Source organism: Sphingomonas sp. A2-49 (assembly GCF_025548555.1).
GTDB lineage: Bacteria > Pseudomonadota > Alphaproteobacteria > Sphingomonadales > Sphingomonadaceae > Sphingomonas.
Genome location: NZ_JAJLPA010000010.1, coordinates 66192 through 80872, shown reverse-complemented (window position 1 = coordinate 80872; position 14681 = coordinate 66192). Strand labels below are relative to the sequence as shown.

The window sequence follows — 14681 nt, the reverse complement described above, 5'->3', positions numbered from 1 at the left end:
GGTCAGAGCAGCGTCGGCTGGTCGGGTTGGCCGGCGACATAGGTTTTCGTGGCCTTGCGCTCAACCTTGGCCGGGCGGGCGGGTGCGGCCGGCAACGCCGCGCCCTCGTCCGCGACCACGGCATCGACGCTGCCGTCGCGGAAGCGCAGCGTGACCGCGCGGGCGGCGCGGACGGCATCGGCGGACGACAGCGTCGTCCCCGCGCCGTCGGTGACGCGCGCGTAGCCGCGATCGAGCACGGCATCGGGATTGAGCGAGCGCACCAGCCGCCACGTCGCCGCCAGCCGCTCGCGCTGGCGATCGACCTGCGCCTGGAGGATGGCGGGGCGCAGCGCGCCGCTCGACCGGTCGAGCTGGCCGCGCGCGAGCGTGACGCGCCGTTCCAGCCCGCGGTCGAGCCGCTGGCCGGCATCGTCGGCGCGCTGGCGCTGCGGGCCGAGCAGCGCGTCGCGCTTCGGCAGCAGGCGGGCGAGCGCGGTCAGCTGCTCGCGGCCACGCTCGACGTAGCGATGCGCGCAGCGCCGGGTGCGCAGCGCATGGCTCTCGATCGTCAGGCGCAGGTCGGCGAGCACCGGCACCGCCAGTTCCGCCGCCGCGGTCGGTGTCGGGGCGCGCAGGTCCGCGGCGAAATCGCACAGGGTCGTGTCCGTCTCGTGCCCGACCGCGGATATGACGGGGATGCGGCATTCGGCGACGGCGCGGACGACCGCCTCTTCGTTGAACGCCCACAGATCCTCGATCGAGCCGCCGCCCCGCGCGACGATGACGAGGTCGGGGCGCGGCACCGGGCCGTCGGGGCCGATCGCGTCGAACCCGCGCACCGCGGCGGCGATCTCGGCCGCGGCGCCCTGCCCCTGCACCTTCACCGGCCAGACGACGACATGCGTCGGGCAGCGATCGCCGAGCCGGTGGAGGATGTCGCGGATCACCGCCCCGGTGGGCGAGGTGACGACGCCGATCGTGCGCGGCAGATACGGCAGCCGCCGCTTGCGCGTGCCGTCGAACAGCCCCTCGCCCGCCAGCTTCGCCTTCAGCTTCTCGAACAACGCCATCAGCGCGCCGGCGCCGGCGAGCTCCATGCGTTCGATCACGATCTGGTATTTGGATCGGCCGGGATAGGTGGTGAGCTTGCCGGTCGCGATCACCTCGATCCCGTCCTGCGCGGCGAAGGGCAAGGCGTTTGCCTGGCCCTTCCACATCACCCCGTCGATCACCGCGCTGTCGTCCTTCAGCGCGAGATAGACATGGCCCGAGGTCGCGCGCTTGTAGCCCGATATCTCGCCGCGCAGGCGGACGTGGCCGAATTCGCCCTCGACCATCCGCTTCAGCCGGAAGCTCAGCTCGCCGACCGACAGCGCGAGCGCGTTGTCGCCGGGACGCTCCTCGGCTAGCAGCCGCGCTTCGGTATCGGAGAGGGAATCGGGCATGAACGTCCTGCTGCTGGGCTCAGGCGGTCGCGAACACGCACTGGCGTGGAAACTCGCGCAATCCTCGCGTCTCGATACGCTCTATGCCGCGCCTGGCAACCCCGGCATCGCCGCGCTTGCGACCTGTGTCGCACTGGATGCGACGGATCACGCCGCGGTCGTCCGCTTCGTCGCAGACCATGGCGTCGGGCTGGTGGTGATCGGGCCGGAGGCGCCGCTGGTCGACGGGCTGGCCGACAGCCTGCGCGCCGCCGGCGTGCCGGTGTTCGGGCCGGACAAGGCGGCCGCGCAGCTCGAGGGGTCGAAGGGGTTCACCAAGGACCTGTGCCGCCGTGCCGACATCCCCACCGCCGGCTACGTCCGCGTGGGCAGCCGCGCGGAGGCGGAGGCGGCGCTGGCGGGCACGTTCGGCTATCCGGTGGTCATCAAGGCGGACGGCCTCGCCGCGGGCAAGGGCGTGGTGATCGCGACCAGCGAGGCCGAGGCGATGGCGGCGTTCGACGCGATGTTCGACGGCGGCGATGCAGCGGTGGTGCTGGAGGAATTCCTGGACGGCGAGGAAGCGAGCCTGTTCGTGCTCACCGACGGCACCGCGCTGATGCCGTTCGGCAGCGCGCAGGATCACAAGCGCGTCGGCGAGGGCGATACCGGGCCCAACACCGGCGGCATGGGCGCCTACAGCCCCGCGCCGGTGCTGACCGCGGCGCTGGAGGCGCGCGCGATCGACGAGATCGTCGCGCCGACCGTGCGCGCGATGGCGGCGGCGGGCACGCCGTTCAGCGGGGTTCTGTACGCCGGGCTGATGCTGACCGCGACGGGGCCGAAGCTGATCGAATATAACGCGCGCTTCGGCGATCCCGAATGCCAGGTGCTGATGATGCGGTTCGCGGGCGACCTGGTCGAGACGCTGCTCGCGGTCGCCGAGGGGCGGCTCGCCGACCTGCCGCCCGCGCCCTTCGCGGATGCGGTCGCGATGACGGTCGTGCTGGCGGCGGCGGGCTATCCCGGCACGCCGCGCGCGGGCGGTGCGATCCGCGGGCTGGAGGCGGCGGCGGCGGACGGCGCGGTCGTGTTCCAGGCGGGGACGCGGCGCGATGGCGACCGGCTGGTCGCCGCGGGCGGGCGCGTGCTGGCGGCGACCGCCACCGGCCCCGACATCCGCGTCGCGCGCGAGGGCGCCTATCGCGCGGTCGACCGGATCGACTTCGCCGACGGCTTCTGCCGGCGCGACATCGGCTGGCGCGAACTCGCCCGCTGATACGCGAAAAGGCCCGCCGGATCGCTCCGGCGGGCCCTTTCCGACGACGCTGCGGACGCGTCAGAAGCTGATCGTCGTACCGATCGCGATCTGGCGGCCGAGCGAATCGTAGCGCGCCGGGATCGTGTTGCTGCGCGCCAGGCTGATATTGTACGAATTCGGCAGGATCGGCGCCGCCTTGTCGAGCAGGTTGTTCGCGATCACGCGGAAGGCGAACTGGCGCGCGATGTTGAACGTCAGCGCAAGGTCGAAATAGCTCGCCGGCGCGATGCGGTAGAAGGTCGTCTGCGCGCGGTCAGGGGTGCCGCCGATCGCCGGATCGCCCGAATTGTTCGCGCTGGTCAGCGAGCCGACGTAGCGCCAGTTGAACGACGCGTTGAATACGTTGTCGCTGGTCGCATAGGTCGCGCGCAGACCGTGCGACCATTTCGGCAGCAGCTGGCCGCAGCCGTTGCCGAAATAGCCCGTGCAGTTGCGCTTGGGCTGCACCGGCGAATCCTGCCCGCCGGCGAAGGTGGTCAGCGACCCGTTGAAGTCGAAATCGATCCGGCCGGCCCCGCCCAGCGCCAGTGCATAGCTGCTCTGGAAATCCCAGCCGCGCGCGATCGACAGGTAATAGTTGGTCGTGCCGGCGCGGATGAAGCCGCTGGTCGGATTGCCCGACGCCGCGGCATAGAGCGTACCGTTGGCGGCGCGGACGATCCCCGAACAGAAGAACGGATCGCCGTTCGAACGCAGGCAGCCATCGGTGTAATAGCTGTCGTCGTTATAGCCGAGCGAGTCGTCGATCTTGATCCGGTAGCGATCGACCGAGAAGACCAGCCCCTTGATGAAGCGCGGCTTCACGACCAACCCATAGGTCTGCGTGTAGGCGGTTTCCGGATCGGCGGTGAACCCGCCCGAGCGCACCGTGCACTGGTTGTTCGGGCACAGCAGCGTGGTGCTGCCGTACAGCGCGTCGGACAGGCCGGTCGCGCGGCACACCTCGCGCGAGGCGATCGGCGCGCCATAGGTCACCGCACCCGTCTGGGGGTTGGTGATGGCGGTCGGCGCGCAGAAGTCGTTCTGCGATCCGCCCTGGCGCGAGAAGCCGATGTTCGACGCCTGATACGCCTCGACCACCGTCGGCGCGCGCTGCGCCTTGTTGAACGAGGCGCGCAAGGTCAGGTCGGCGACCGGCGCGTACAGGCCCTCGATCTTCCACGTCGTGAACTTGTTGGGATTGCTGCTGTACTTGGACAGGCGATAGCCGCCGTTCACCTGCAGCAGGTGCGCGAACGGCCGATCCTGGATCAGCGGCGCCTGCACCTCGATGTTCGATTCCCAGACGTGCTGGCTGAGATCGGACGGCGAACCGCCGTAATCCTCGATGAAGCCCGGCGTCAGTTCGGAAAACTGGCGGTCCTTGCGGAATTCCGTGCCGAGCGCGAAGGCGAGCCCGTCCGTCGCCAGCGGCGAGGTGATGCCGTACTTGCCGAGGTCGCCGGTCATGTTGGCCTGGACGTTGTACAGCAGGCCGACCGTCTTCTGCCGCGCCGGATCGAGCCCGCCATACAGATAGTCGACCAGCGCCAGATTGGCGTTGCCCGCGCTGAACGCGTCGAAGGGCACGCAGGCGCCCCCCGATACGCAGGTCGGCGTGCCGCTGACACTGACGACGTTGAGCGAATTGTTGACGCGGTCGAAGCTCGGCAGGCGGGACGAATCCCAGATCTGCTGATTGCGCGCGAACACGCCGCCGATGTCGTAGGTCCAGGCATCGCCCACCTTGCCGCGGACGCCGCCGGTCGCGCGGATGCCGGTGTTGGTATAGGTGTCCGTCATGAACGGCGCGTTGAAGCGATAGCGGATGTCGACCGGCACGCGCGTCGCGGTACCCGCCGCGGCGCCGCACAGGATGCCGGCCTGGCTGGTCGACAGGAACGGGTTGTTGCAGTTCACCAGGAACGGATCGGAGCCATAGTTCGCCGCCGCGAAGACGCGGGTCGGATAGCGGTTGATCGACTTGTCGCGGAACCACAGCGCCGAACCGTAGATCTCCGCTTCGTCGGCGAGCCGGATCGTGACGAAGCCGCCGGCGTTCACCCGGTCGTCCTTACGCTGGTAGGAATAGCCGTCGTACGGATTGGCCGCGTTGCCCGCGCCGGTGCCATAGGGCACGAAGGTGCGCGTGCCGGCGGGGTCGTTGACGAACTGTCGGCCCGCATTCGCCCCCGCACCCGGCGAGACGAAGCCGCTGGTCGAATAGGTCGACAGCGAACACGACAGCGGGCCGTCCTTCGCCGACTGGACCAGCTGGCATGCCGACGTCGAACGGGCATCGTAGGGGACGAGGTCGGCGTGCTTGTAGTTGACGAAGCCCTCGACGTTCACGGCCCCGCCGAACAGCGACGTGCCCGCCGTCAGCGCCAGGTCGGCGCGACCGCCGTCGTTGACCAGCCCCAGCCGCGGGCTGAAGCCCGATGCCTGCGCGGTAGAGGTGACGATGTTGCTGCGGTTGACGTGATTGTAGAAATTGTAGTTCGCGTCGATCCGGACGCCGGTGAAATTCTGCTTCATCACGAAATTGACGACGCCGGCGACCGCGTCCGATCCGTAGACCGACGAGGCGCCGCCGGTGAGCACGTCGACGCGCTCGATCAGCGCCACCGGGATGATGTTCGTGTCCTGCCCGTTCTGCGTGCCGAGGCGCTTGCCGTCGATCAGCACGAGCGTGCGTTCGAAGCCGAGGCTGCGCAGCTTGATGCGCTGGCGACCGTCCGAATCCTGGTAGTTCTGCTGGCTGTCCGGCGCGACCTGCGGCAGGCGGTTGAGCACTTCCTCGACATTGAGCGGCGCCTGCGCGCGGATGTCGGCCGAGGTGACCGAGGTGATCGGCGCGGCGGCGGCGATGTTCGGGCGGACGATGCGCGTGCCGGTGACGACGATCTCGCCATCGCCGCCGTCGGTGGCCTGGCCGCTGATCGCGGCGGCCTTGTCCTGCGTGCTCGCCGCGCGGCTGTCCGATTGCGGTGCGGCATTGGTATCGTCCGCTGTCGCTTGCGTCTGGGCCGCTGCCGGCGACGCCGCGAGCATGAGACTGCCGGCGAGGGCGAGCAGCGACACGTTGGAGTTCAAGATCATGGGCTTGTCCCTGTAGCCGGCCGCGACCTTCCGCTGGCCTTTAGGGAACTAAAGCTTTCCTATGTCAGACAAGCAGTCAATACCGAAACAAAACCTATCTATGACATTGCGTGCGAATGTGACAGGTTTGCATCAGTTTGTGTCTGGGCGCGCGTCCGCCACGGGCGACCGGCGATGCCGGAGGCCAGCGGTGGCGCCGGATCGAAGGACGCCGGATGATCCGGGCGTCGGCCGGTGACTGCGGACCGGTCCTACACGACCTCGTCGCGCAGCGGTCGCGCAAGCAGCGCGCCGATGATGGCGCCGACCGGCGCGCCCTCGAGCAACCGGCAGACGGCGGCGGTGACCGGCATGTCGACGCCCGCCTCCGCGGCCGCTTCGGCGAGGACGGGCGCGGTAAAGGCCCCCTCCGCCACGGTGCGGCGGTCGGCGAGCAGGTCGGCGGCGGCGGCGCCCCGCCCCAGCCCCAGCCCGAGCGAGAAGTTGCGGCTGCTGGTCGAGCTGCACGTCAGCACCAGGTCGCCCAGCCCCGACAGGCCGGCGAGCGTTTCCGCCCGCGCGCCGCGGGCGAGGCCGAACCGCGTCATCTCGGCAAAGCCGCGCGCGATCAGCGCGGCGCGCGCGTTCTGGCCGAGCCCCGCGCCGTCGACCACGCCACAGGCGATGGCGAGCACGTTCTTGACCGCCCCCCCGATCTCCGCACCGACGACGTCGCGGCTGGCGTAGGGGCGGAAATGCGGCGCCGCGAGGCGTTCGGAGAGCGCCGCCCCCAGCGCCGCATCCGCCGCCGCCAGCGTCACCGCGGTCGGCAGGCCGGCGGCGACTTCGTGCGCGAAGGTCGGGCCGGACAGGACCGCGACCGGCGCCTGCGGATGCACCGCGCGCGCGACCTCGCCGACCAGGCGGCGGCTGCCCGCCTCGATCCCCTTGGCGCACAGCACCAGCGGGCGGGTGCCGACATCGACCTGCGCGAGCACCGCGCCGACGTGCTGCGCCGGCGCGACGACCAGCAACGCCTCCGCCGCGGACAGGTCGGCGAGATCGGCGGTGGCGCGGATCGACGGCGACAGCGGCACCCCGGCGAGGAACAGGGCGTTTTCATGCGCGGCGTTGATCCCCGCCACCACCTCCGGCTCGCGCGCCCACAGCACGACCGGCTCGCCGCGATGCGCCGCGACCTGCGCGAGCGCGGTGCCCCAGGCACCGCCGCCGATGACGCCGATCCTCATGCCCCGATCCTCCCGTTCATGCCTTCACCCCGGCGCCGCGCACCGCCTGCGCCTCCGGATCGAGCGGCCAGCGCGCGCGCGCGGCCACGTCGAGCGCGTCGGTGAGGCCGGCGGCAAGCCGTTCGGCGCCCGCCCAGGCGATCATCGCCGCATTGTCGGTGCACAGCCACAGCGGCGGCGCGACGAAGCGCAGGCCGTGCGCCGTCGCCACCTCCTGCAACGCCGCGCGCACCGCGGTGTTGGCGGCGACCCCGCCCGCCACCACCAGCGCGGTCGCGGCGATCCCGGCGATGCCGCGGACGGTGCGGTCGACCAGACAGTCGACGACCGCGGCCTGGAAGGATGCGGCGATATCCTCGGGCGGGTGATGGCCCGCGGCACGCGCCACCGCGCTCTTGAGGCCGGCGAACGAGAAATGCGGTTCGGCCGAGCCCTTCAGCGGGCGCGGCAGCGGCACGATCGCGCGGCCCAGCGCCGCCGCGCGCTCGACCGCGGGGCCGCCGGGAAAGCCGAGGCCGAGCAGCTTGGCGGTCTTGTCGAACGCCTCCCCCGCGGCATCGTCGATCGTGGTGGCGATCCGGCGATAGCGCGCCACCCCCTCGACCAGCAGCAGCTGGCAATGGCCGCCCGACACCAGCAGCAGCAGGTAGGGAAAGGCGAGGTCGGGATCTGCGAGCCGCGGGCTGAGCGCATGGCCTTCGAGATGGTTGACCGCGATCAGCGGCTTGCCCGCCGCATGCGCCAGCGCCTTGCCGGTGACCAGCCCGACCATCACGCCGCCGATGAGGCCGGGCCCAGCGGTCGCGGCGATGGCGTCGACCTGGTCGAGGCGCAGTCCGGCATCGTCGAGCGCCGCACGGATCAGCGGATCGAGCGCCTCGACATGCGCGCGCGCGGCGATTTCGGGCACGACTCCGCCGAACGGGGCGTGGGCGGCCTCCTGCCCGGCGAGGCGGTGGCTGAGCACGCGCCGGTCGCTGGTGACGAGGGCCGCGGCGGTCTCGTCACAGGAGGATTCGAGGCCGAGGATGATCCGGGGAGCCATGCCCGCCTCCCTATCGCGTCGCAGGGAGGTTGTCGAAGGGCGGTGGTTTCCGGCATGGCGGTCCGCGACGACGATGGTTTCCATCCCTCGACCCTCCCGTGCCGGCGGGGTCGGCGCCGGCCGGCGCCGGGTGGCGACCGCTTACGGGAGCATCAGGTGGCGATCAGGTTCAGGCTCGGCACGCGGGGATCGCCGCTCGCGCTGACGCAGGCGGGGATGGTGCGAGACGCGCTGTGCGCGGCGCACGGATGGACCGCGGACGCGGTCGCGCTGGTGGTGATCCGCACCACCGGCGACCGGGTGCAGGACCGGCCGCTGGCCGAGATCGGCGGCAAGGCGCTGTGGACGAAGGAGCTGGACCGCGCGCTGCTCGACCGTGAGATCGATGCCGCGGTGCATTCGATGAAGGACGTCGAGACGATCCGCCCCGCCGCGATCCGCATCGCCGCGATGCTGCCGCGCGCCGACGTGCGCGACCGGCTGATCGGCGCGGACAGCGTCGCCGATCTCGCGCCCGGCGCGGTGGTCGGCACCAGCTCGCCGCGGCGGCGCGCGCAATTGCTGCGGCTGCGCCCCGACCTGCGCGTCGTGATGTTCCGCGGCAACGTCGACACCCGGCTGGCGAAGCTGGCGGCGGGCGAGGCGGACGCGACGCTGCTCGCCGCGGCGGGGCTCGACCGGCTGGCACGCACCGGCATCGGCCGCGCGATCGCGACCGACGTCATGCTGCCCGCCCCGGCACAGGGCGCGGTGGGGATCGAGGTGCGCAGCGCGGACGAGGGCGCGGCGATGGTCGTCGCCGCGATCGACGATCCCGCGACCAGCGCCTGCGTGCTCGCCGAACGCGCGCTGCTCGCCGCGCTCGGCGCCGATTGCCATTCGCCGGTCGCGGCGCTCGCCGGCCTGTCGGGCGAAATGCTCAGCCTGCGCGCCGAGCTGATCGCGGAGGACGGCAGCGCCTTCGTCGAGGGCAGCGGCGAGGGCACCGACGGCGGCATCGTCGCCGCGGACCTGGCCGCGGACCTGCTCGCCCGCGCGCCCGAATCGGTGCGGCGCCTGTTCCAGCCGTGATGCGGCCGCTGCTGGTCGTGCGCCCCGAGCCGGGACAGGCGCGGACCGTCGCGCGGCTGCGCGCGGGCGGTGGCACCGTCGTCGGTTGGCCGCTGTTCGTCGCCGCGCCGGTCGACTGGGTGGCGCCCGATCCGGACGCGCACGATGCGCTGCTGGTGACGAGCGCGAACGCGATCCGGCTGGCGGGGGCCGGCCTCGCGACGCTGGCGATGCTGCCGGTGATCGCGGTCGGGGGCGAGACGGCGGCGGTGGCGCGGGCGGCGGGCCTGCGCGTCGCCGCGGTCGGCGACGCCGGCGTCGCGGCGGCGCTGGCGGCAGGCCGCGCGGCGGGACTGGCGCGCCCGCTCCACCTGGCGGGGCGCGAGCATGTCGACAGCGGCCAGCCGACGCTCGTCGTCTACGCCAGCGCGGATGTCGCCACCGATCCCGCCGCCTTCGCCGCCGCCGCGGCGGGACATGTCGTGCTGCTGCATTCGGTGCGCGCGGCGCGGCGGGTCGCGACGCTGATCCCGGACCACCGGGCGGCGACCGCGCTCGCCGCGCTGAGCCCCGCGGTCGCCGCCGCCGCGGGGACCGGCTGGGCCGAGGTCGCGGTGGCGGGAACGCCGACCGACGCGATGCTGTGCGCCTGCGCGCTCGAACGGGCGATTGACCGTGCGCCGGGGGGCGGGGATAAGAGCGTATGACCGACTATACGCCGATCGATGCGACGCGCGCGCGCGGGCCCCGCACCGGCGTGTTCCTGGCGATCATCGCCCTCGCCTTCGTCGCGGGCGCGGTGCTCACCGGCTATCTGATGAAACACCTGCCCTGGCTGGGCGGCAGCGCGGCCGGCCAGTCGACCGCGACGACGAAGCCGACGCAGGGCGAGGCGAGCGCGTTCAACCCCGCCCAGCCGCTCAATGCCAATGGCGAGGCGACCAATGCGGCGCTCGATCCGGCCGCGCTCGCCTCGCGCGAGGCGACGCTGGCCGGCCAGCTGACCGCGCTGGAGGCGCGGACCGCGGCGGTGACCAGCGACGCCGCCGCCGCCGCGGCGCAGGCCGGCCGCGCCGAGGGGTTGCTGGTGGCGTTCGCGGCCCGGCGCCAGCTCGATCGCGGCGCGGGGCTCGGCTATCTCGAGGAGCAGCTGCGCAACCGCTTCGGCCCGGCGCAACCGCGCGCGGTCGCCGCGGTGATCGAGGCGTCGCACCAGCCGGTGACGCTCGAGGACCTGCGCCAGGGGCTCGATGCGATCGCGCCCGACCTGTCGGTGGTGAGCAGCGACGACTGGGTCACCAGCCTGCGCCGCGAGGTCGCCGGGCTGGTCGTGCTGCGCAAGGCGGGCACGCCGTCGCCGCGGCCGACCGACCGGCTCGCCCGCGTGCGGCGCCTGCTCGACAGCGGGCAGGTCGAGGCCGCGCGGGCGGAGGTCGCGCGGCTGCCCGGCGCCGGCGACGCGGGCAACTGGATGGACGCCGCGCGCCGCTACGTCCTGTCGCGCCGCGCGCTCGACGTGATCGAGACTGCCGCGGTGATGGGCCAGGCGACCAAGCCCATGGTTGCGGGCGTCGCCCCCGCCGCCACCGCGCAATTGCCCGCGATGCCGGACGCGACGGCCGACGGCAACGGGACGACGTCGGTCGGCATGTAAAGGCTGGCCGCGCGCGACCGCCGCCTACGGCAGCCGCCGGCCCGTCGTCCCCCATGCGGTGATACGCCGTCAGCGCTGCCGGACTTTCAGCGGAACCGCGACGACGACGAACAGCATGACCGCCACGAATATCCACAGCGCGTCCCGCATCCCCCGGTGCCAGGCGACCCAGATGACGCACGGCACCGCGAGGATCGGCGTGATCTTGGTCGACCACCAGAGTATCGCACCCCAGCCGTGCTGGTCGCGACGATCGGCGGGGGCGATCAGCAGGATGGCCGTGGCCACCACCTTGATGCCCAGTGCGACCGCGGCCACCCAGCTCAACAGATCGGTCAGGGTGGAAAATCCGAACGTCATCCCCGGCTGCGCTCCCGGACGCACCTGCGGACCGGCACGATCACGCGTCCCTACCCCCTCACCCGCTCGATCAGCGCCATCGCGCCCTGCGGCGCGCGGACCTTGGCGCCGTTGATGAAGAAGACGAACGTATCCCGCTGCGCCTTCGCGGGTGCGTCGGCGGTGACATGGGGCAGGCCGTCGGGCCGCCCGCCCGCCTGCCACGTCCGCGCCGCGGTCGCCCAGCGGTCGAGCGCGGCATCGGTGTAGCCCGCGGGGTTCGCCTCCTCCGCCGCTTCCAGCCGCGCATAGACGAAATCCGCGGTGACGTCGGCGATCGCGGGATAGTCCGTCGAATCGGCGTAGACGATCGCGACGTTCGCCGCGCGCGCCATCGCGACGAAGGCGGGATCGGCGAAGCTGTCGTGCCGGACCTGGATCGCGTGGCGCAGCGGCACACCGGCATGCGCCGAGGGCAGCAGTTTCAGGAAGGCGGCCATATCGTCGGGCTCGAACCGCTTGGTCGCCATGAACTGCCACAGGATCGGGCCGAGCTTCGGCCCCAGTTCGACGATCCCCTGCCCGACGAAGCGCGCGATCGATTCGCCCGCTTCGGCCAGCACCTTGCGGTTGGTGCAATAGCGCGACGCCTTGACGGTGAAGACGAAGCCGTCCGGCACCGCCGCCGCCCAGTTGGCGAAACTCGCGGGCTTGAAGCCGGAATAATAGGTGCCGTTGATCTCGATCGCCGACAGCTGCGACGCGGCATAGTCCAGCTCGCGCTTCTGCGGCCATTTTTCCGGATAGAAGGTGCCGCGCCACGGCTCGTAGGTCCAGCCGCCGATGCCGATCCGAATCGTCATGCCATCACCTCCTTGAGCGGGATCGCCGCATCGCCGAGCCGCGCGACGTCGGGCATCGCGCCCGCGACGACCAGCGCGCGGCCCTGCACGTAATCCTTCGTCGCGTTGACGCAGTCGAGCGCGATCACCCGCCCCGCGCGCAGATATACGACCGAAAAGCTGCGCGTGTCGGGCTGGCCGCGCACCACCAGCGCATCGTACCCGATCGACAGGCCGACGGTCTGGAGGCGCAGGTCGTACTGGTTCGACCAGAACCACGGCACCGCATGATAATCGGCCGGCATCCCCGCGATCGTCTTCGCCGCGACGGTTGCCTGGTCGTTGGCGTTCTGCACCGATTCGAGGCGGATCCGGGCGCCGTCGGCGAAGGCATTGGCGTGGCGCGCGCAATCGCCGATCGCAAGGACGTCGGGGAGGCTCGTGCGGCATTGCGCATCGACGTCGACGCCGTCGCCCCCCGCCGCGCCCGCGTCGAGCAGCGGCTGCACCGCGGGGACGATGCCGATGCCGACGACGACCATGTCGGCGGAGATCGTCGTGCCGTCGGCCAGCACGACGCCGCTCGCCCGCCCGTCCGTCCCCGCGATCGACGCGACCGCGACCTCCAGCCGGACATCGACACCGTGCGCGCGATGCTCGGCTTCGTAGAAGCGCGACAGCGGTTCGCCGGCGACGCGGGCGAGGACGCGGGGCAGCGCCTCCAGCACGGTGACGTGCTTGCCGAACTTGGCGAGCACCGCCGCGGCCTCCAGCCCGATATAGCCGCCGCCGATCACGACGACCCGCTCGACCGCGGGCAGTTCGGCGATCATCCGGTCGACGTCGGCGCGGGTGCGTACCGCATGGACGCCGGCGAGGTCGCCCCCGGCGCAGCGCAGCCGCCGCGGCGCGCCGCCGGTCGCCCAGACGAGCCGGCCGTAGCCGATCATCGTACCGTCATCGGTCATCACCGCATGCGCGACCGGATCGACCGAGACGACGCGGCGCCCGGCCAGCATCGCCACCTGCCGCTCGTCCCAGAAGCCGGGCGGGCGGATCAGGATGCGCTCGAACGGCCTGTCGCCGGCCAGATAGTCCTTCGACAGCGGCGGGCGTTCGTAGGGCAGTTCGGGTTCGTCGCCGAGCAGCGCGATACTGCCGGCGAACTTGGCCGCGCGCAGTGCGATGGCCGCCTGCGCGCCGCCATGGCCGGCACCGACGATGAGGACGTCGTAGGTCATCGGGCTAGCTTTCCTGTCACGCCGCCCCTCCCTTGCCGTGCGCGACCGGCGGGAACAAGTCCGCGGGCGGCGGGCCGCCTATTCGAAGGCATAGGGCACGATCGTGCGCCGATCGGGATCGATGCGCAATTCCCGCCCCGCCGGGGGAAAGGCGCGCTGGTCGCAGTCGCGACGCGGGCAGATACGGCACGACGGGCCGATCGGCGTCGCGCTGTCGACGCCGCCGACGTCGAGGCCGTCGCCATAGACGAAGTCGCCGGCATGCCCGACCTCGCACCCCAGCACGACCGCATAGCGGCGCGGCGCACGGCGATAACTCGACGTCGCCTTGACCAGCCCCTTGGCCATCGACACATAGCGGACGCCGTCGGGCATCTCGGCGACCTGCACCAGGATCCGGTCGGAGATCGCGACCGCCTCGTGCGCCACCCACAGCGGACAGGCGCCACCATATTGCGCGAATTGCAGCCGCGTCGCGGAATGGCGTTTGGTGATGTTGCCCGCCATGTCGATCCGGCAGAAGAAGAACGGCACGCCGGGAAGGCCGGGCCGCTGCAAGGTCGACAACCGGTGGCAGACCTGTTCGAAGCTGACGCCGAACCGCTGGCGCAGCGCATCGACGTCATGGCGGCAGGCGCGCGCCGCGCTGCGGAACCGTCCATAGGGGAGCAGCAGCGCCCCCGCGCCGTAATTGGCGAGGCCGACGCGCAGCAGCTCGCGCGCCGCATCCGACCGCAGCGGCGCATCGGCGACGATCCCCTCGATCAGCACGTCCGCCTCCAGCCGGATCAGCTGGTGCGCGAGCTGGAAGCGGCGCGTCTCGACCGGTTGCGCGCCGTCGATCGTCAGCGTCGCGCGGGCGGCGTCGAAGGCGCGCAGCGGCGCGGAGATGCCGTCGTCGATCACGCCGACCCCGTGGACCGCACGCAGCCGCTCGGCCAGCGAACCGGTCAGCGTATCGGCGAGCGCCTCGGCGAAACGGTCGAGCGGGTCGATGTAATTGCCGCTGCCCTGGAACCAGTCGCGCACCTCCTCCCACGGCAGCAGCGTCGGCTGGCTCGCGTCGATGCGGTCGTCGAGCACGCGCAGCTGCTCCTGCGAGCGGCGCAGCGCGGCATGCAGCGCGGTCATCCGGCGCGTCACCAGCGGCTGCTGGCGCAGGCCGCGCAGCACCGCATCCTCGTCGAGCAGCGCCGCGGGGACCGACGGATCGGTGCCCGCCGCGATCGCGCCGACCGTCGCGGCACTGTCGTCCGCGGGCGCGACGTCGACCCAGTCGAGCGGAAAATTGCGGGCCAGCGCCGCCAGCACGCCACCGGTGATCGGCCGGTCGCCGCTTTCGATCTGCGACAGATAGCTGGTCGAGATGCCCAGCCGACGGCTGAGCGCGGTCTGGCTGAGCGACAATCGCGCCCTGAGCGCGCGCAGGCGATCGCCGGCGAACAGGCGGGGTCGGGGGGCCGGGGGTGTCAT

Annotated in this window: 12 protein-coding genes; 4 read left to right on the top strand and 8 right to left on the bottom strand. The window is 72.1% G+C overall.

The genetic code is table 11. From position 1 onward, the window contains the following. Window positions 1-2 precede the first annotated feature (2 nt). Window positions 3-1427 (bottom strand): exodeoxyribonuclease VII large subunit, encoded by a 1425-nt coding sequence (gene xseA / locus LPN01_RS10465; RefSeq protein WP_262828346.1) that lies wholly within the window; start codon window positions 1425-1427, stop codon window positions 3-5. On the opposite strand from xseA, the gene purD reads away from it, so the two are divergent. After that, the gene (purD, locus tag LPN01_RS10460) at window positions 1426-2685 is read left to right on the top strand and encodes a phosphoribosylamine--glycine ligase (RefSeq protein ID WP_262828345.1); all 1260 of its coding nucleotides are present in this window, start codon (window positions 1426-1428) and stop codon (window positions 2683-2685) included. The two genes, xseA and purD, sit on opposite strands and share 2 nt — an antisense overlap. A gap of 60 nt (window positions 2686-2745) precedes the next feature. On the opposite strand, the gene LPN01_RS10455 is transcribed toward purD, so the two are convergent. From LPN01_RS10455 to tsaD, 3 genes are all read right to left on the bottom strand, one after another. Then, the gene (locus LPN01_RS10455; RefSeq protein ID WP_262828344.1) at window positions 2746-5808 is read right to left on the bottom strand and encodes a TonB-dependent receptor domain-containing protein; all 3063 of its coding nucleotides are present in this window, start codon (window positions 5806-5808) and stop codon (window positions 2746-2748) included. Window positions 5809-6059: 251 nt separating this feature from the next. After that, window positions 6060-7037, bottom strand: a complete 978-nt coding sequence (locus tag LPN01_RS10450) for an NAD(P)H-dependent glycerol-3-phosphate dehydrogenase (protein ID WP_262828343.1) — start codon at window positions 7035-7037, stop codon at window positions 6060-6062. A 16-nt stretch (window positions 7038-7053) separates the two neighbouring features. After that, on the bottom strand, window positions 7054-8082 hold the full coding sequence (gene tsaD / locus LPN01_RS10445; protein WP_262828342.1) for a tRNA (adenosine(37)-N6)-threonylcarbamoyltransferase complex transferase subunit TsaD: 1029 nt from the start codon (window positions 8080-8082) through the stop codon (window positions 7054-7056). A 156-nt stretch (window positions 8083-8238) separates the two neighbouring features. Here tsaD and hemC point away from each other — a divergent pair, with 156 nt between their 5' ends. The 3 genes from hemC to LPN01_RS10430 are packed head-to-tail and all read left to right on the top strand — an operon-like array spanning window position 8239 to window position 10786. Further along, window positions 8239-9153: a hydroxymethylbilane synthase gene (hemC, locus tag LPN01_RS10440; protein WP_262828341.1), complete on the top strand. Its 915-nt coding sequence runs from the start codon at window positions 8239-8241 to the stop codon at window positions 9151-9153. After that, window positions 9153-9839, top strand: coding sequence for a uroporphyrinogen-III synthase (locus LPN01_RS10435; RefSeq protein ID WP_262828340.1), 687 nt, complete (start codon window positions 9153-9155; stop codon window positions 9837-9839). The genes hemC and LPN01_RS10435 overlap by 1 nt, the downstream gene beginning before the upstream one ends. Beyond that, a complete protein-coding gene (locus LPN01_RS10430; protein ID WP_262828339.1) occupies window positions 9836-10786 on the top strand; it encodes a hypothetical protein in 951 nt (316 codons plus the stop codon). The genes LPN01_RS10435 and LPN01_RS10430 overlap by 4 nt, the downstream gene beginning before the upstream one ends. Before the next feature lie 69 nt (window positions 10787-10855). On the opposite strand, the gene LPN01_RS10425 is transcribed toward LPN01_RS10430, so the two are convergent. The 4 genes from LPN01_RS10425 to LPN01_RS10410 all read right to left on the bottom strand — a co-directional run bounded on the left by LPN01_RS10425 (window position 10856) and on the right by LPN01_RS10410 (window position 14681). Beyond that, the gene (locus tag LPN01_RS10425; protein ID WP_262828338.1) at window positions 10856-11146 is read right to left on the bottom strand and encodes a hypothetical protein; all 291 of its coding nucleotides are present in this window, start codon (window positions 11144-11146) and stop codon (window positions 10856-10858) included. A gap of 50 nt (window positions 11147-11196) precedes the next feature. Further along, window positions 11197-11988, bottom strand: coding sequence for a DUF72 domain-containing protein (locus LPN01_RS10420; protein ID WP_262828336.1), 792 nt, complete (start codon window positions 11986-11988; stop codon window positions 11197-11199). Continuing rightward, on the bottom strand, window positions 11985-13208 hold the full coding sequence (locus LPN01_RS10415; protein ID WP_262828335.1) for an NAD(P)/FAD-dependent oxidoreductase: 1224 nt from the start codon (window positions 13206-13208) through the stop codon (window positions 11985-11987). Before LPN01_RS10415 ends, LPN01_RS10420 begins: the two co-directional genes overlap by 4 nt. A 78-nt stretch (window positions 13209-13286) precedes the next feature. Continuing rightward, on the bottom strand, window positions 13287-14681 hold the full coding sequence (locus LPN01_RS10410; protein ID WP_262828334.1) for a short-chain fatty acyl-CoA regulator family protein: 1395 nt from the start codon (window positions 14679-14681) through the stop codon (window positions 13287-13289).